Annotated in this window: 15 protein-coding genes and 1 pseudogene; 13 read left to right on the top strand and 3 right to left on the bottom strand. The window is 65.9% G+C overall.

The window, feature by feature from the left end; all coding sequences use genetic code 11:
• Positions 1-20: 20 nt before the first annotated feature.
• Positions 21-296 (top strand): DUF1387 domain-containing protein, encoded by a 276-nt coding sequence (locus J7I89_RS03505; RefSeq protein ID WP_214967311.1) that lies wholly within the window; start codon positions 21-23, stop codon positions 294-296.
• 11 nt (positions 297-307) lie between these two features.
• On the opposite strand, the gene J7I89_RS03500 is transcribed toward J7I89_RS03505, so the two are convergent.
• Complete coding sequence (locus J7I89_RS03500; protein ID WP_214967479.1) at positions 308-1,255, bottom strand: hypothetical protein; 948 nt, start codon at positions 1,253-1,255, stop codon at positions 308-310.
• A 52-nt stretch (positions 1,256-1,307) separates the two neighbouring features.
• Entirely contained in the window at positions 1,308-2,189 is an 882-nt protein-coding gene (locus J7I89_RS03495; RefSeq protein WP_214967309.1) for a LysR family transcriptional regulator, read from the bottom strand.
• A gap of 149 nt (positions 2,190-2,338) precedes the next feature.
• On the opposite strand from J7I89_RS03495, the gene J7I89_RS03490 reads away from it, so the two are divergent.
• From J7I89_RS03490 to J7I89_RS03435, 12 genes and pseudogenes are all read left to right on the top strand, one after another.
• Positions 2,339-3,355 (top strand): tripartite tricarboxylate transporter substrate binding protein, encoded by a 1,017-nt coding sequence (locus J7I89_RS03490; protein WP_251044868.1) that lies wholly within the window; start codon positions 2,339-2,341, stop codon positions 3,353-3,355.
• The gene (locus tag J7I89_RS03485; RefSeq protein WP_308159791.1) at positions 3,352-3,939 is read left to right on the top strand and encodes a tripartite tricarboxylate transporter TctB family protein; all 588 of its coding nucleotides are present in this window, start codon (positions 3,352-3,354) and stop codon (positions 3,937-3,939) included. The genes J7I89_RS03490 and J7I89_RS03485 overlap by 4 nt, the downstream gene beginning before the upstream one ends.
• A gap of 8 nt (positions 3,940-3,947) precedes the next feature.
• Complete coding sequence (locus tag J7I89_RS03480; protein WP_214967307.1) at positions 3,948-5,480, top strand: tripartite tricarboxylate transporter permease; 1,533 nt, start codon at positions 3,948-3,950, stop codon at positions 5,478-5,480.
• Positions 5,477-5,878 (top strand): universal stress protein, encoded by a 402-nt coding sequence (locus J7I89_RS03475; protein ID WP_214967306.1) that lies wholly within the window; start codon positions 5,477-5,479, stop codon positions 5,876-5,878. Before J7I89_RS03480 ends, J7I89_RS03475 begins: the two co-directional genes overlap by 4 nt.
• A gap of 73 nt (positions 5,879-5,951) precedes the next feature.
• Positions 5,952-7,244 carry a glucarate dehydratase family protein gene (locus tag J7I89_RS03470; protein ID WP_308159790.1) on the top strand — a complete coding sequence of 431 codons (1,293 nt, stop codon included), beginning with the start codon at positions 5,952-5,954 and terminating at the stop codon, positions 7,242-7,244.
• Positions 7,238-8,238 (top strand): annotated as a pseudogene (locus tag J7I89_RS03465) (mandelate racemase/muconate lactonizing enzyme family protein). Before J7I89_RS03470 ends, J7I89_RS03465 begins: the two are co-directional and overlap by 7 nt.
• A gap of 102 nt (positions 8,239-8,340) precedes the next feature.
• Complete coding sequence (gene kdgD / locus J7I89_RS03460) at positions 8,341-9,255, top strand: 5-dehydro-4-deoxyglucarate dehydratase (RefSeq protein WP_214967301.1); 915 nt, start codon at positions 8,341-8,343, stop codon at positions 9,253-9,255.
• A 41-nt stretch (positions 9,256-9,296) separates the two neighbouring features.
• Positions 9,297-10,913: an aldehyde dehydrogenase (NADP(+)) gene (locus J7I89_RS03455; protein ID WP_214967299.1), complete on the top strand. Its 1,617-nt coding sequence runs from the start codon at positions 9,297-9,299 to the stop codon at positions 10,911-10,913.
• Positions 10,910-12,238, top strand: coding sequence for an enolase C-terminal domain-like protein (locus tag J7I89_RS03450; protein WP_214967298.1), 1,329 nt, complete (start codon positions 10,910-10,912; stop codon positions 12,236-12,238). The genes J7I89_RS03455 and J7I89_RS03450 overlap by 4 nt, the downstream gene beginning before the upstream one ends.
• 117 nt (positions 12,239-12,355) lie before the next feature.
• The gene (locus J7I89_RS03445) at positions 12,356-13,276 is read left to right on the top strand and encodes an AEC family transporter (RefSeq protein ID WP_214967296.1); all 921 of its coding nucleotides are present in this window, start codon (positions 12,356-12,358) and stop codon (positions 13,274-13,276) included.
• 306 nt (positions 13,277-13,582) lie between these two features.
• Entirely contained in the window at positions 13,583-13,774 is a 192-nt protein-coding gene (locus J7I89_RS03440) for a hypothetical protein (RefSeq protein ID WP_214967294.1), read from the top strand.
• Positions 13,775-13,937: 163 nt separating this feature from the next.
• On the top strand, positions 13,938-15,794 hold the full coding sequence (locus J7I89_RS03435; protein ID WP_214967292.1) for an HNH endonuclease signature motif containing protein: 1,857 nt from the start codon (positions 13,938-13,940) through the stop codon (positions 15,792-15,794).
• A 90-nt stretch (positions 15,795-15,884) separates the two neighbouring features.
• Here the strand turns inward: J7I89_RS03435 and J7I89_RS03430 are convergent, their stop codons facing one another.
• Positions 15,885-17,243: an ABC transporter substrate-binding protein gene (locus J7I89_RS03430; protein ID WP_214967290.1), complete on the bottom strand. Its 1,359-nt coding sequence runs from the start codon at positions 17,241-17,243 to the stop codon at positions 15,885-15,887.
• Positions 17,244-17,433: the final 190 nt, after the last annotated feature.

Raw genomic sequence — 17,433 nt, 5'->3', positions numbered from 1 at the left:
CTCCATGGAAGGACCGCACAATGTCTGATTCTGATCTCGCCGCCTTGCGGGAACGAGCCGCCCGCGGTGACCTCGACGCCGTCGGGGAACTCGTCGAGCTTGCCGCCGAGCGGGAGGATTTCGGGGAGCTGCGGCGTCTTGCCGACGCCGGCAGCAGCGATGCTGTGGATCAGCTGGTTGAGCTCGCCGCAGAAAAGGGCGACGTGAACGAGCTTGGGCGCCTCGCCGCAGGCGGCAACAGTGACGCGGCCGATGTTCTCGCGGAGCTGGCGGAGGAAGCCCCCGACGAGGACTAGGTCTGACGGGGTTAAGTAGCGGCCTGCGCCTGCTCGTACCACTTGAGCACTCGCAGCGCCCTGAGGGTGTTCCACCTGCTCGGTCGCCCGTCGCCGTCCTCGAGTGCGAAGTGGATCCGTCCGGGATGGGTGTTTTCCAGCAGCCAGGTGCCGTCGGGTTGCCGTTTCGAGCGCAGCACCCCGACAGCCTCGGCGAGGCGTTGGTCCGGGGCGCCGCCGGCATCCCGGAAGTAGTCCAGGCCGCGGAGCACATCGTAGAACCACCGCGTCGGGTACGAGAACTCCAGCCAGTCCGCGTCGATCAGCTCGCCGGTGCTCTTGCGCCGGAGGAGTGCGCGCTCGAGCAGGTACTCCCCAGCGCGCTGCCGGGCGGCCACCGATGCCGGCGTCCCGCCGGTGGCGCATTCATGTTCCAGCAGGCCTTCGAGCACGTTGATCGTGCTCCCGAAGGATGACCTTACGGAGCCCCGCTCCGCCTCGCAGTTCCAGCCGCCGTCCGCGAGCTGCTCCCCGAGCAGCCGCGCGACCACGCCGTCGACGTTCTCGCCGAAATAGGCCCCGAGAGTGACTGCCATGCCGTTGATGCACGGCTCCACTTCCCCTTCGAAGAACGGCTGGCCGCCCTCCTCCCAGCGGCTGTTCTCCCGGACGAGCTTGACCGCGCGGCGGGCTTCGTCGCTGCCGGGTTCGATCCCGAAGTCACGCAGGAGCAGCAGGCTGTAGGTCGTCGCGGTCCAGGGCTGGCCCTCCTCGGAGTCATCGAACGGCCACGGAAAGTAGGTGCCCCCGCCCCACTGGCCGTCGTCGCCTTGCAGCGCGAGCAGCCGGGCGCCCCAGCCTTCGGTGGCGACACGGGCCCGTTCGGCCAGGACGTCCTCTGCCGGCGCGTCGGTGAGGTCGCGCAGGACCTGCCACCGGATCGAGGGGTCAGAGTCGAGCAGCCAGTCCAGGACCTCCATCCCCTCAAAATACACGCGCACGCGATCGCGTGGCGCCATTCACCCGGAAGTCCTAGTCACCCTGTTCGTTGATGACCTCGAGCACGCGGTGCAGTGCCGGGTTGCGGGAGTTGCGCATCCAGATGGCGTGGAGCTCCACCGGATCCACCTCGAAGCCGCCCAGCTCGACGTATTCCACCCCGTCAATGCCCAGGACTGTTGCCGACTGGGGCACAAGCGCAACGCCGCGGCCCGCGGCCACGAGAAAAATCATGGTCAGGATCTGGCTGACGGTGTGCACGAACGTCCGGTGCGAGGACACCAGGCTGATCACCAGGTCGTAGAAGTAGCGCGCCTGCGTGGGTGAGTGCATGATGAGGTCCTCACCGTGCAGGTCCTCCGCCGTCAGCTGCCGGTTCAGCTGCGTCAAACGGTGACCTGACGGAACTGCCACCATGATCGGCTCACGGTACAGCAGGCGGGAATCAAACAGCTCGTCGTCGAACGGCGGACGTGCCAGCCCAAGGTCGATGTCGCCGTTGATGAGCGCCGCCGTCTGGTCCTTGGTCACCATCTCCCTGAGGTCGATGTCCACATCGGGCAGCGCACCGGAGATTTCGTTCAGGAGGGCACCGAGGAGCCCGAACGTGGACGCGGCGGTGAATCCGATCCGGACGGCGCCGGCGGAGCCCGCGGATATCCGCCGTGCGAGGCTCGGGGCGGCCTCGGCGAGTTCCAGCAGCTTGAGTGCGTCCGCCAGAAAGGCCGTGCCGGCGGCGGTCAGGGTGACGCCGCGGTTGTCGCGGTCAAACAGCTGCACCCCAATGGCCTTTTCCAGTTTCTGGATCTGCCGGCTCAACGGCGGCTGGGTCATGTTCAGGCGAGCGGCCGCGCGGCCGAAGTGCAGCTCTTCTGCGACGGCCACGAAGCCGCGTAACTGGTCCAAGGAATACATAATACCGTGAGGGTATCACGCAATGCAGAAATGAACTTGGACATGCATTACTGGACCACTCTAATCTTCAGTAGCAGCCTTCGGAGTGACGGAGCTCACGGGCGCAGGATTTCCGCTCCCCCCAGCGGCAAATGTTCAAAGGAGAATTCATGATCAAGTCGGCATTCACACGTCGGTCCATTCTGGCTACGGGGTCTGGCCTTGCCCTCGCGCTGGCACTGACTGCCTGCGGCGGGAACGTCGCGGGCAGCAGCTCGACGGCGGACGCCAGCAAGTTCCCGGCGGGCCCGGTCACCCTCACCATCGGCGCCGATCCCGGCGGCAGCACAGACCTGATCGGCCGTGCACTGGCTGAGAACGCCAGCGGTGCGCTCGGAGCTCCGATCCCGGTCGTCAACAAGCCGGGCGCGAACGGCGCCCTGGCGACGAAGGAAGTCGGCGCCTCGAAAGCGGACGGACAGACGCTCGTCATCCTGAACGCCTCCCTGTTTGCCATCACCCCGCTGGCGGTTTCCGCCGGCGAGACGGTCAAGATCGAGGACTACGAGGTCATCACCGGAATCTCGCAGGACGACTACGTCCTGGTCTCCAATGCGAGCTCAGGCATGAAGACCATGGATGACCTGACCAAGGCGGGCAAGAAGTTCAACTTCGCCACAACCGGCGTCGGAACCGGAAGCCAGCTGGCACAGGCATTGCTGTTCAAGCAGGCAAAGATCGACGGCACCGACGTTCCGTTCGACGGCGGATCCCCCGCCATGACGGCGCTGCTGGGAAACCAGGTTGATCTGGCCACCATCCAGCTCGCCGAAGCCATGCCCCAGATCAAGGCCGGCAAGCTCAACCCGATCGTGGTCTTCTCGAAGGAACGCAACCAGTACCTGCCCGACACCCCCACCGCCGTCGAAGCCGGCTATGACGTGCCGGTGTCCCAGTTCCGCGCGGTAGCCGCACCGAAGGGCACCCCCGAAGCTGTCCTGACGAAGCTGCGTGAGTCCTTCAAGAAGGCGTTCGAATCCGAGGCCTACAAGGCCTTCAACAAGCAGAACCTTTTCACCGCGGCAGAGATCGACGGCGATCAGGTCGCCAAAGACTGGTCAGCCAACGCGGCCAAGTACAAGGAACTGACCGTGAAGTACGACGTCGATCTTGGCGGCGGCAAGTGATTTCCGCATCAAATGAAGCAGTCCCCGGCGGCAGCCTTAAGCACGCTGCCGCCGGGAACGGCACTTCTCCCGGAATCGCCGACGACCTCGTGGAGCCGCTGACACCGGAACAGCTGGCCGCGGAGTGGGACGAGGAACGTCCCCCGCACGCCGGTCCGCTCGCCAACGTGGCCGCGGCCGTCGCCGCCGCTGCGCTTGGCATCGCCGGCCTGGCAATGTCGGCGGGCATGGGGCTCGGCAGCCCCGAAAAACCCGAACCGGGACTGTGGCCGTTCATCATCAGCCTCGTCATGATCGCCATGTCCGTGGCCCTCCTCGTTTTCGGACGGAAGAAGCTGGACGCCGAGGCATTCTCATCGTCAAGCTGGCAAGTCGCCGCCGGAGTAGCGACTCTCGTCGGGTTCGTCCTGGTGGTCGGAGTGGCGGGCTTTGAAATCCCCGCCCTGCTCCTGACCTTTGTCTGGTTGAGATTCCTGGGCAAGGAAACCTGGCGGATGTCCGTCCTGCTCAGCTTCGCCGTGACAGCGGCCTTCTACCTGATCTTCGTCGTGGCGCTTAGCGTGCCCATCCCACATCTGTTCTAGGGAACCTCATGGACTTTCTTGCACCGGTCATCAATGGTTTCGGCGTCGTGCTGGAACCGATGAACCTCCTCTATTGCCTCATCGGCGTCGTCATCGGAATGCTCATCGGCGTCCTGCCCGGCCTGGGTCCGGCAGCCACCATCGCCATCCTCCTTCCGCTGACCTACGGCGTCGAGCCCGTGACAGCCATCATCATGCTCTCGGGCATCTTCTACGGGGCCCAGTACGGTGGAACCATCACGTCCGTGCTTCTCCGGCTGCCCGGCGAAGCATCCTCGGTGGTGACCGTCTTTGACGGCTTTGCCCTTGCCCGCCAGGGACGGGCCGGCACGGCCCTCGGCATCGCAGCCATCGGATCCTTCTTCGGCGGCACGGTCTCCATTATCGGGCTGACCCTTCTGGCACCGATCGTCGCCGGGTTCGCCCTCGACTTCGGGCCCCCGGAATACACCGCCCTGGCCATGCTTGGCATCCTGCTGGTGGCGACGGTCAGCAACGGCAGCAAGCTGAAATCCATCATCGCCGCGTCGCTCGGGCTGATGCTGGCCACGGTCGGCCGCGACACGTTCACGGGCGAGGCACGCTTCACGTTCGACAACCTGTCCCTCGCCGACGGCCTCGACTTCGTGCCGATCGCCATGGGCATCTTCGGCCTGGGTGAGATCCTGTACAACCTGGAGGAACGGCACAACAAGGTCCAGGCGCCGGCCAAGGTGGCGAACGTCTGGCCCTCCCGCAAGGACCTGAAGGAATCTTCCGGTGCAATCGGCCGGGGATCCCTGCTGGGCTTCTTCCTCGGGATCCTGCCCGGCGGCGGCGCAACAATCGCCTCACTCGCGGCCTACGCCATGGAAAAGAAGCGGGCCAAGAACCCCGAACGCTTCGGCCGCGGCGCCGTCGAAGGCGTCGCTGCGCCGGAAAGCGCCAACAACGCCGCCGCGACGTCCTCCTTCATCCCGCTGCTGACCCTCGGCATTCCCGCCAACGCCACCATGGCCATCATCTTCGGCGCGCTGCTGATCCAGGGCGTCACCCCCGGGCCCCAGCTCGTTCAGAACGATCCGGAACTTTTCTGGGGCGTGGTCAACTCGATGTACATCGGCAACATCCTCCTGCTCATCATGAGCATCCCCCTGGTCGGCATCTTCGTGAAGATCCTGCGGGTCCGGGCGGCCATCCTCGCCCCGATCACGGTGCTCATCACGCTGATCGGTGTCTACACCATCAACAACAGCATCTTCGATATCTGGCTGGTCATTGTCTTCGGCATTCTCGGATACCTGATGAAGAAGTTCGGCTTCGAGCCCGGTCCGCTGGTACTGGCTTTTGTCCTCGGTTCCCTCCTCGAGGAAAACCTGAGGCGCTCCCTCCTCGTCTTCGGAGGCGACGCCGCCGGCTTCGTTACCCGGCCCATCTCCGGAATCCTGCTGCTCGTCTTCGTAGTGGTGATGTTCTTGCCGCTGCTCCAGAAGGCCTTCAAGAGGACCCGGACCACCGCACCCGCCGTCGAGGCCCTGCACGATGAAAAGGAAAAAGTATGACCATTCTGATCGGCTACCTGCCCACGCCCGAAGGCGAGGCGGCCCTCGAAGCGGGCATCGCCGAAGGCCAGCTACGACGCGAGAGCATCGTCATCCTCAATTCACCGCGCAAGGGAGCGCCGGTGGACGCTGCCCTCGCCTCCGTGGAACAGGTCGCCGAGCTGCTGCGTCGGGCCGAAGTGGCCGGAGTCCAGGCCACAATCCGGCAGCCTGCCCACACCGACGACCTGACCGACGAGTTCATTGACATCGCCGACGAAATCGACGCCTCCCTGATCGTCATTGGCCTCCGCAGGAGGTCCCAGGTAGGAAAGTTCATCCTCGGAAGCCACTCCCAGCGGATCCTGCTGCAGGCAGACCGGCCAGTGCTGGCGGTCAAAGTCCGGGAAAAATCCTAACCCCACCCCATCGCAGTCCACGCCCGGCGCGAACGTCATGCGCCAGGCTAAGAAGCCAGGAGCAACCAGAGCCGTGAACCACCCCCTCAGCCCCGCCGGGCCACACCGCATCAAGGACATCGCCATCACCCCGGTGGCATTCAAGGATCCACCCCTTCTTAACGCGGTTGGCGTGCACGAGCCGTTTGCGCTGCGTGCCATCGTGGAGGTCACCACCGACACCGGCATCTCGGGCCTCGGAGAGACCTACGGGGACGCCCCGCACCTGAAGCGGCTGCAGCTCGCCGCGGAAGCCCTGGCCGGGACCGATGTCTTCAACATCAACGAGATGCGCCAGCGGGTCACCAGGGCCCTCACCGCCGACACCACCGTCGGCGGCCACGGGATGTCGGGAATGGTGACCGGTTCCAGCACGCCGGACCGGGTGTTGTCCCCCTTCGATGTGGCTGCGCTGGATATCCAGGGAAAGGTCCTCGGACGTCCTGTGAGCGACCTGCTCGGAGGCGCGGTCCGGGACGAGATCCCGTTCAGCGGCTACCTCTTTTACAAATGGGCGGGGCATCCCGGCCACGAGGAGGATTCTTGGGGAGCGGCACTGGATCCGGAAGGAATAGTGCGCCAGGCCCGCCGCATGGTGGATGAATACGGCTTCACGGCCCTGAAGCTCAAGGCCGGCGTGTTCCCTCCCGAGCAGGAAGTGGACGCCATCCGGGCTCTCCGGGCCGAGTTCCCGGACCTGCCGCTGCGAATCGACCCCAATGCCGCCTGGACTGTGGACACGTCCATTCGGGTGGGCAAGGAACTCGACGGGGTCCTGGAATACCTTGAGGACCCCACGCCGGGCCTCGCCGGGATGGCCGAGGTGCGACGCAACGTGTCCATGCCCCTCGCAACCAACATGTGCGTGGTCAGCTTCGGCGACGTGCCCCCGTCCGTTGCGGCCGGCGCCGTCGACGTCGTCCTCTCGGACCACCACTTCTGGGGCGGCCTCCGCCGCTCTCAGGCCCTGGCCGGCATATCGGAAACCTTCGGCCTAGGGCTGTCCATGCACTCCAACTCGCACCTGGGCATCAGCCTGGCGGCCATGGTTCATCTGGCCGCCGCCACGCCAAACCTGGACTACGCCTGCGATACGCACTGGCCGTGGAAAGACGCCGGGGAAGATGTCATCGTGCCCGGACCGCTGGTTTTCCGGAACGGGGCCGTCGGTGTTCCCACCGCGCCCGGACTGGGCGTGGAACTGGACCGCGATGCCCTGGCCCGCCTCCACGAGCAGTACCTGAAGTCCGGCATGCTCAGCCGTGACGACACCGGTTACATGCAGAGCCTCCACCCCGACTACGAACTGGAATCCCCGCGATGGTGAATGACCGGATCAGTTCCGTCAAGGTGTCCCTGGTGATCCTGCCCCTGCAGAAGCCCGCCAGTGACGCCAAGGTGCTCACCGGGAAGCAGAAGCCGCTCTCCGAGGTGGCGTTCCTGTTCGCGGAAATCCAGTCCGAGGAGGGCCACGAAGGCGTCGGCTACAGCTATGCCCTGCGGGCAGGCGCGCCGGCCCTGTACGCCCACGCACGGGAACTCGCTCCCGCACTGATCGGTGCGCACCGGGACTCGGTCCCCTGCTACAACACGTCGGGCGGATATCTTTCCACGCCCATCGATGAGTTGATCACCAACGCCCAGGCATCACTCGCCGCCGGCATCGGCGGGATCAAGATCAAGGTCGGCCAGCCTGACCGCCGGCTGGACCTCAGCCGTGTTGCCGCCGTCCGGTCGGCCCTGGGCGACGATGTCCCGCTGATGGTCGATGCCAGCAGTGGAACCGCACCACCGCAATCCGCATGGGGCTCGCCCTTGAGGAACACGGGCTGACCTGGATCGAGGAGCCGCTGGATGCCTACGATGCCGACGGCCACGCCGAACTCGCCCGCCAACTCGCAACTCCGATAGCCACCGGTGAAATGCTCACCAGTACCGCCGACCACTACGAACTCATCCGGCGCGGCGCCGTGGACTTCATCCAGCCTGACGCTCCGCGGGTCGGAGGCATTACGCCGTTCCTGAAGATCATGGCGCTGGGGGAACAGGCCAAGATGGACATGGCGCCGCACTTTGCCATGGAAATCCATATCCACCTGTCGGCCGCCTACGAACTGGATACGTGGGTGGAGCACTTCGACTGGCTGGAGCCGCTCTTCGACGAGCGCCTCGAGATCAGCGGCGGGCACATGCATGTGCCCTCCCGTCCCGGGCTCGGATTCAGCATCGCGAACAGGCCAGGTCATGGACGGTCACGACGGACACGTTCACCGAGACGCACCGGCCGAACCCGCAGGACAGCAATGCCTAAAGGGTATTAATCAATACATAAATAGGCTTAGACAGGCATGAATTAGCTGCCTAGGCTGAAGACGAACCACACCACCTCCGCCGCCCGCGGCGCCAACTCCAAGGACCATCCCGTGGCAAAATACTCACCCCAGGAACTCGCTAACGTCCTCAAGGAAGGGCTGCTCTCCTTCCCGGTGACATCCTTCGACGCCCAGCTGCAGTTCGACGAAGAGAACTACCGCAAGCACCTGGCCTGGCAGGCCAGCTACCCGGTGGCGGGCCTGTTCGCAGCCGGCGGCACGGGCGAAGGCTTTTCCCTCACGCCTGCCGAGTCCGAGCGCGTGGTGCGTGCCGCCGTCGAGGAAGTCGGACACCTGGTTCCTGTGCTGGCCTCGGCCGGCGGATCCACGGCCCAGGCCATCGAAAACGCCAAAGCGGCCGAAGCCGCCGGGGCCGAAGGCATCCTGCTCCTCCCGCCGTACCTGACCGAAGCAGACCAGGGCGGCCTGATCGAGCACGTCAGCGCCATCTGCAAGGCCACGTCGCTCGGCGTGATCATCTACAACCGCGCCAACGCGATCTACAAGGACACCACGGTGGCCACGCTGGCCGACCGCCACGAAAACCTGATCGGCTTCAAGGACGGCGTGGGCGACCTCGAACACGACGCCCGCGTCTACGCCAAGCTCGGGGACCGCCTGTTCTACCTCGGCGGGCTCCCCACGGCCGAAACCTTCGCGCTTCCGCTGCTGCAGCTGGGCATGAGCACCTACTCCAGCGCCATGTACAACTTCGTCCCGCAGTTCGCCCTCGATTTCTACCAGGACGTCCGCAACCACGACCGCGTGGCGGTCAACAAGAAGCTCAACGAGTTCGTCATTCCGTACCTGGACATCCGCGACCGGGTCAAGGGCTACGCTGTCTCCATCGTCAAGGGCGGCCTTGACGCGATCGGCCGCTCGGCCGGCGGAGTTCGCCCCCCGCTGCAGAACCTGGCGCCCCAGGACCTCGCCGATCTCAAGGCCCTCATCGCCACCGTCTCCTGATCCACCCTCTCCTGATCCACCGACTCCTAGGAGGAACCACCGTGACCCTCACCGGACACTCCCTGATTGCCGGGCAACCGGTCGCCGGCGAAGGCAAAACCGCCTTCGGCTTCGATCCCGCCACCAACGAACAGCTCGAACCCGCGTACAGGCTGATCACCGAGGAACAGCTCAAGGCCGCAACCGCAGCCGCGGCGGAGGCCTTCGAGTCCTTCAGCGCACTGGACCCCGAGACGCACGCCGCCTTCCTTGAAGCCATCGCTGACAACATAGAAGCCATCGGCGACGAACTCATCATCCGTGCTGGCCGCGAAACCGGCCTGCCGGCAGCCCGCCTGCAGGGTGAGCGGGCGCGCACCACCGGCCAGCTGCGGCTGTTCGCCAACGTGGTCCGCCAGGGCGACTTCCGCGGCGTCCGGATTGATCCGGCCCTGCCGGACCGCACGCCCCTGCCTCGCGCCGATATCCGCCAGCGCCAGATCCCGCTCGGCCCGGTGGCCGTTTTCGGCGCCAGCAACTTCCCACTGGCCTTCTCGACGGCGGGAGGAGACACCGCCTCCGCCCTCGCCGCCGGCTGCCCCGTGGTCTTCAAGGCCCACAACGCCCACCCCGGCACGAGCGAACTGGTCGGCCAGGCCATCGTGAAGGCGGTCAAGGACTTCGGGCTTCACCCCGGCGTCTTCTCCCTGATCTACGGCCCCGGCAGCAGCATTGGCCAGGCCCTCGTGGCGGACCCGGCCATCAAGGCCGTCGGCTTCACCGGCTCCCAGAGCGCCGGCATCTCCCTGATGCGCACCGCGGCCGCGCGCCCCGAGCCCATCCCGGTCTATGCGGAAATGTCCTCCCTCAACCCCGTGTTCGTCTTCCCCGGCGCCCTGAACGGCTCCGCCGAACAAATTGACGCACTCGCCCGGCAGTACGTCACCGCTGTCACCGGCAGCTCCGGGCAGCTCTGCACCTCCCCCGGCCTGCTGTTCGCCCCCGTCGGCGAGGCAGGCGACAAACTGGCTGCCGCCGTCGGCCGCGCCGTCTCCGCCTGTGCGGGCCAGACAATGCTGACCGAAGGCATCGCTGTGTCCTGGAATTCCGGTGCCGAGGCGCTCGGCGGCGCCGACAACGTCAGCGTCGTCGGCAAAGGCACCGAAGGTGCCACGAAGAATGCGCCGGCGCCCACCATCTTCGGAACCGATATCTCAGACTTCGTGTCCAACGATGTGCTGCACGCCGAAATCTTCGGTGCGGCCAGCCTGGTGATCCGCTACTCCACCGCCGAGGAACTCATCCAGGCGACCAAGCGGATCGAAGGGCAGCTCACCGCTTCCCTGCAGCTCACCGAAGAGGACTACCCGACGGCGGCGCAGCTTCTGCCCGCACTCGAGCAGAAGGTCGGCCGGATCATTGTCAACGGCTGGCCCACCGGCGTCGAAGTGGGCCACGCCATGGTCCACGGCGGTCCCTTCCCGGCGACCTCCGACACGCGCACCACGTCCGTGGGCACTCTGGCCATCAACCGCTTCCTGCGGCCTGTCGCCTACCAGAACCTGCCGCAGGAACTGCTGCCGGCGTCGCTCCAGGACGCCAACCCGTGGCAGTTGAACCGCCGGATCGACGGCACTGTAGAAGCCGCAGCCGACGCAAGGCACGAGGTCAACGCATGAGCACCCAGCCAAGCGTTGCCCGCGTCGAAGTGGTCCCGGTCGCCGGGCACGACAGCATGCTGATGAACCTCAGCGGCGCGCACGGACCGTTCTTCACGCGCAACGTCGTCATCATTACGGACTCGGACGGCCGCACCGGCCTCGGCGAAGTGCCCGGCGGGGAGAAGATCCGCACCACCATCGAGGAGGCCGGAGCATTCATCACCGGCAAACCGGTGGCCCGCTACCGTTCCCTGCTGCGCGAGATCGCAGCGGAATTCGCGGACCGCGACGCCGGCGGCCGGGGCCTGCAGACGTTCGACCTGCGCACCACCGTCCACGCCGTCACCGCCGTCGAATCCGCACTGCTGGACCTCCACGGCCAGTTCCTCGGCGTGCCGGTCGCGGAACTGCTGGGCGACGGGCAGCAGCGCACGTCCGTGCCCATGCTGGGCTACCTCTTCTTTATCGGCGACCACAGCAGGACCAATCTGCCGTACCTCGTGGAGGACGCGCCGTCGGACCGGTGGGAAAAGCTGCGCCGCCAGGAGGCCATGACCCCGGAGGCCGTGGTTGCCCTGGCCGAGGCCGCCCAGGAGCGCTACGGATTCAGCGACTTCAAGCTCAAGGGCGGGGTGCTGTCCGGTGATGACGAGGTTGACGTGGTCACGGCCCTGGCCAAGCGCTTCCCCGAGGCACGCGTCACGCTCGACCCCAACGGCGGCTGGCTTCTTGAGGAAGCCATCCGGCTCGGCAAGCGGATGCAGGGTGTCGTTGCCTACGCCGAGGACCCTTGCGGCGCCGAAGGGCGCTTCTCCGGACGCGAGGTCATGGCCGAGTTCCGCCGCGCCACCGGCCTGAAGACCGCCACGAACATGATCGCCACGGACTGGCGGGAGATGTCGCACGCCATCCGCAGCAACGCCGTCGACATCCCGCTGGCCGACCCGCATTTCTGGACTATGCACGGGTCCGTCCGGGTGGCGCAGATGTGCCACGAGTTCGGCCTCACCTGGGGCTCGCACTCGAACAACCACTTCGACATCTCGCTGGCCATGTTCACCCACACCGGTGCGGCCGCACCAGGCGAGATCACGGCACTGGACACGCACTGGATCTGGCAGGATGGCCAGGGCCTCACCAAGCAGCCGCTGCAGATCAAGGGCGGCGCCATCGAGGTTCCGGATGCTCCGGGTCTCGGCATCGAGCTGGGCCGCGAGGCGCTGGACAAGGCCCACCAGCTGTACCTTGAACACGGACTCGACGCCCGCGACGACAGCATCGGCATGCAGTTCTACATCGACGGCTGGTCCTTCGATCCGAAGCGGCCCTGCCTGGTGCGGTAGCCCGGATCCACGATGCGGTAGAAAGTTACTAGACCTTCCGCACGGCCGGACCTCCCCCGCAACAGGAGGCCCGGCTGTGCGGAGCCACGTGTACACAGATAAATAGAAGGGCGCAGAGTGCTCGGCGTTGTCTCCGGAATACTCATCGTCTCCGTGGTCATCGCCGTCGGCTATCTGGCGGCCAGGCTGCGGATCCTGGGCCCCGAGGTCCAGGGCGCGTTGACCCGCACGGCCTTCTATATCACCAACCCGGCCCTCCTCTTCACGGTGGTGGCCGGCAGCGATATCCGGGCAGCCCTCGGAACCGATGCCCCGCTCGCGCTGCTCTCAGCGGCGATAGTGGGACTCCTTTATTGCCTGCTGAGCTTCCTGTTCTTCCGCCGGCCCGCCGCCGAAACGGCAGTGGGCGCCATGGCCAGCAGCTACGCCAACGCCAACAACATCGGCATTCCCGTCTCCCTCTACGCGGTGGGCACGGCCCAGCATGTGGCGCCGGTGCTGCTGGTGCAGATCCTTGTCATGGCCCCGTTCTACCTCACCGTCCTGGGGTTGGCAGGGGGCTCTAAGATTTCCTGGAAGCGGCTGCTGGTCCAGCCGTTCGCCAACCCGATGATCATCGCCTCGGGGCTCGGCGCCGCCGTGGCACTGACCGGCTGGACAGCGCCGGACTTGCTGCAGAAGCCGATCGACATGCTGGCCGGCGGCGCAGTCCCCATGGTCCTGCTCGCGTTCGGACTGTCACTGGCCGGCAAGGCTCCCCTGCAAAAGGACGACGGCCGCACCGAAACGCTCGTGGCAACCTTCCTCAAGATCGCCGTGATGCCACTCATTGTCTGGGTGCTGGGCCGCTTCGTCTTCGGACTCGAGGGGCAGCACCTGCTCGCCAGCGTGATCATGGCCACGCTCCCCACCGCCCAGAACGTCTTTCTTTTCGCGTCGCCCTACGGCCGGGGCATGAGCGTGGCCCGGGACGTCATCCTCTGCACCACGCTGCTCAGCGTGGGCGCACTGCTGGTGGTCGCATGGGCGGTCGGATAGGTACAGGGGCGTTGGCAGAACTCTTGGTCGCGGTGTCAGCCGGAGATATGCTTCGCATACATTCTCGGGTCAGCCGACATGCGTGGCCAGTCTCGTATGGAACATGAGTCGCCGTTACCGCTCCCCGGAGTCGTTCAGGGTCAACATACGCAATGTCAGATCGATCGCCTGGATGAGCATAGCCAGCGCTGTGCTGGCTGGCTGTGCCCCTGTCGGGGCTGATCAACCACCCACACCTCGGCTGCCGCCAAGGGATTTACCGTCGGGATAAGAAACGCTTTTCGGAGCTTGGAGGAAGCCAAGGCAGTGCAACGCCGCGTGGACGGTGACACGGACCATCTTCGCACGCAGGCAATCACCATAACGGCCACCGGCATTACCACGAATGGCGACACCGTCCTGGTGGACGTACTCGGAGCCAGCGACATTGATGCGGTCAGGCGTCAGCTAATTGCCCGCTACGGACAGGGCATTGACGCACAAGTCGCCGTAGGATAGGCCACGCACTAACGCCCCCGGCGTGCCGAACGTCCCATAAACCAACGCCACTCTCGGTCGGTGTTGCGATATTGGCGAGAACCGCCCTGCCCTCGTGTGCAAGCCTCGTCTGCGACATTGGCTGTCCCCGTTAAATGTCAGACCCCTCTGACAGAGTTTCCATATGGAAGCCATTGGGGAAGGCGCAGCGGATCACACCGCGGGGCAAGCGGTCACGCCGGGCCCTAGCGCAGCTGCCCTGCTGCGGGGCCGCCGGCTTCGCAGCGTTCCTGCTTCCGCCTCCCGCACGGATTGCCTGGCTTCCGACGGCGGTGCTGCCGCCGGCGTTGGTACCGCCGGCGGGGATGCCATGACTACGGGGGCAACCGACAGCCTCAAACGCTGCCTGGACCTGCTGGGGGCAGCGATCGCGTCCGCACCCGGTGAGCTGGCCCTGGCCGATTTCCCGGCCGCCGCGGATTTCGCCGGGCTGGCCGAGGAGATCTCCCGCGGTGCCGAGTACCTGCAGCTGCTCGGCGCAGCCGCGGTGGACCGGACCCGCACCGAGGCGATCAGCGCCGCCGGACCCGCGAGCAAAGCCGCGGGCTGGACCACCGGCTGGGGCACAGGCACGGACGACGGCACCGAAGCCGCTGCTGCCTCCGGCTCCGCTGCCACTTCCACGTCGGTCTCCGTCCCGGTCCCGGCGGTGTCGCCGGCCGATGACGGATCCCGCAACACCGCCGAGTTCCTCAGGACCCGGCTAAGGATCGGCGCCGGAGAAGCCCGCCGCCGCCTCGCCCTCGCCTCCGCCATACTCCCCCGCACCGGCATCACCGGCCAGCCCATGCCCCCGGCCTACGAAGAAACCGCCGCCGCCCTCACCAACGGGACCATCGCCTCCCGCGCCGGAACCATCATCACCACCGCCCTGGACCGCGTCCGCCACCTCGCCGCCCCCGCCGACCTCGCCCGGATGGAACACACCCTCACCCGCACCGCGATCCAGAACGACCACGACTTCCTCACCCGCATCGCCCACCGCTGGGCCGACGCCATCGACCAGGACGGCACCGGACCCACCGAAGAAGACCTCCGCCACCGCCAAGGCGCCTTCCTCCGCCGCCCCCGCCGCGGACTCCACCACCTCGAAATCTTCGCCACCCCCGACCAATACGAACACCTCCTCACCGTCATGAACACCGCCACCAACCCCCGCACCCAACCCACACCCAGCCCCGATGCAGGCACAGGCGGAGACGGCGGAGACGGCGGAGACGGCGGAGACAGCGGAACCGACAACGCGGACGGCGCACTACCGGGGCCCGGGTTCGGCGAGGAGGCCGAAACCGCCGCCGCAGACGCGCCGCTGGAACGCCGCACCCGGCCCCAGCAACTCCTCGACGGCCTCATCGGCGCCTGCAAGGCTGCCCTCGCCACCGGAACCCTGCCCGCCACCGGCGGCCTCCGACCCCAGGTCATGGTCACCATCAGCTACCAGGACCTCCTCAACCGCCTCGAAACCACCGCAACCAACGGACCCCGCTACACCACCGGAAACCCTAGCCCCACCCGCGGCAACCACCCGTCCCTGGCAGACGGGCCTCCCGGCACCGCGACCGGCACCGGAACGTTCACCTTCACCGGCCCCGTCACCCCCGCCACCATCCGCAAAATCGCCTGCGACGCCGACATCATCCCCGTCCTGCTCGGCAGCGAAGGCCGCATCCTCGACATCGGCCGCACCACCAGAATCTTCCCGCCCCACATCCGCAAAGCCATCACCGCCCGCGACCAAGGCTGCGCCTTCCCCAACTGCACCATCCCCGCCCCCTGGTGCGAAGCCCACCACACCACCTACTGGTCACACGGCGGACCCACCAACACCGACAACGGCACCCTCCTCTGCACCCACCACCACCACCTCATCCACAAAGAACAATGGACCATCCACATACGATCAGGCATCCCCTGGTTCATCCCGCCACCCCACATCGACCCCAAACAAACACCCCGCCGCAACCACCAATTCCGGATCTGACAGCCAGCAACGCAAATGTGCCCCAACCGGATGCTTGATCCGGTTGGGGCACATTCTGACCGCGACATCAGCAGGGCGGCGCTGCTTCCGCTAGCTGCTGATGGCGGATTTCATTTCATCCACGGCCTTCTGGCCGGCTTCCTCCGGTGAGAGCCTGTCGAACAGGACCTCGGAGGTGTACCGCTTGACGATTTCCTGGATGGCGCCCGCACCCTTCGGCGGCGGAGCCGGGGCCTCACCGAGTTCGCCCTTGATCTGGTCGATGAAGCCAACCACCTTGACGTCCGCCGGAGTCAGTTTCGAGGCGATGGCCTCGCGAACCTCGGAGTTCGGTGCCACGCCCCGGTCGGCGAGCAGGGCTTCGCCGGCCTTGACGTTGTTCGCCAGGAAGTTGATGAACTTGGCAGTCTCCTCGGGGTGCTTGGTGCGGGACGACGCCGACCAGAACTGCGAAGCTTTGTACCAGAGTTTGGTGTCTGCGGAATCCCCCGTCTTGGACGGCATGCGGAGGATCTTCAGGTGGCTGCCGGTCGCCTTCTCCAGCGCGGGCAACTGGTTGGACCACCAGAAGGCCATGCCGTTTTTCCCTGTCGCCAGGCCGCTCTGGTCCAGCGGTGCAGCCTCCGCTTCTACCACTTCAGAAGCCGAAGGCACTGCCTTCTTCGCGCTCAGTTCCTTGAGCAGCGACCACCACGATGCAATGTCCCCCGACTCGAATCCGAGCTTGCCATCCTGGGTGTACAGCGACTTTCCGTCCTGACGGAGCCACACGCCCAGGGAGGCCTCATCGGTGCCATAGGCTGCCGCCCCATACGTGCCTTTGGGCGATTTCGCTGTGACCTCGGCGGCGATGCGCCCGAAGTCCTCCCACGTCCATTTGGAATCGTCCGGCAGGGCTACTCCGGCCGCCTTGAAGACTGCCGGGTTGGCAAGGATCGTGGCGGCGTTGATGCCGGCCGCGATGCCGGTGAGGCCTTTGCTCCCCTTGCCCGCGTTGAGCGCTGCTTCATCGAATTTGGAGGTGTCGACGTCGTACTTGGAGAGGTCGAGAAGGGCGCCACGGGTGGAGTATTCCGTGATGAACTTTTCGTCCATCTGGATGATGTCCGGGGCGTCGTTGGCGGCAACCTGGGTGGCGAGCTTGTCCCAGTATCCGCTCCAGTCGCCGAACTCCGGCTTGATCTTGATGTTCGGGTTCTCCGCTTCGAAGGCGGCGATTGCATCCTGCGTCAGCTGCGCCCGCTTGTCGCCTCCCCACCAGGAAAACCGCAGTTCGACTTTGCCGTCGGCACTCGTGGGGGCGGCTCCGCCGCCACAGGCGCTGAGGGCGAGGACGACGGCGGCCGCTGCGGCCACCGCGCCGGTTCGGCGCAACCTCCGCGCAGGCTTCGTGGATCTTGCCTCGGCCGCGCCGGGATTGGCGGCTTTGGAATGGCGGGAAAATGGCACTGTATTCTCCGATCTTCTTTGATCTTGAAAAGCTGGACTGAATCAATGTCTGACTGAGGGGAATTTGGATTGCGTTGATAGCTAGCTGAGGTGAATCTGGACTGCGTTGAAAGCTGGATTGAGTTGAAAGCTCAGTGGCTCTGGGTGCTGAACTGACTGCGGAAGAGAGTTGGGAAAGCGCTTTCTGATA

Source organism: Arthrobacter sp. ISL-5 (assembly GCF_018613835.1).
Taxonomy (GTDB): Bacteria; Actinomycetota; Actinomycetes; order Actinomycetales; family Micrococcaceae; genus Arthrobacter.
Note: the sequence above shows the minus strand (reverse complement) of the source record. Positions and strands in the feature narration are given on the sequence as shown.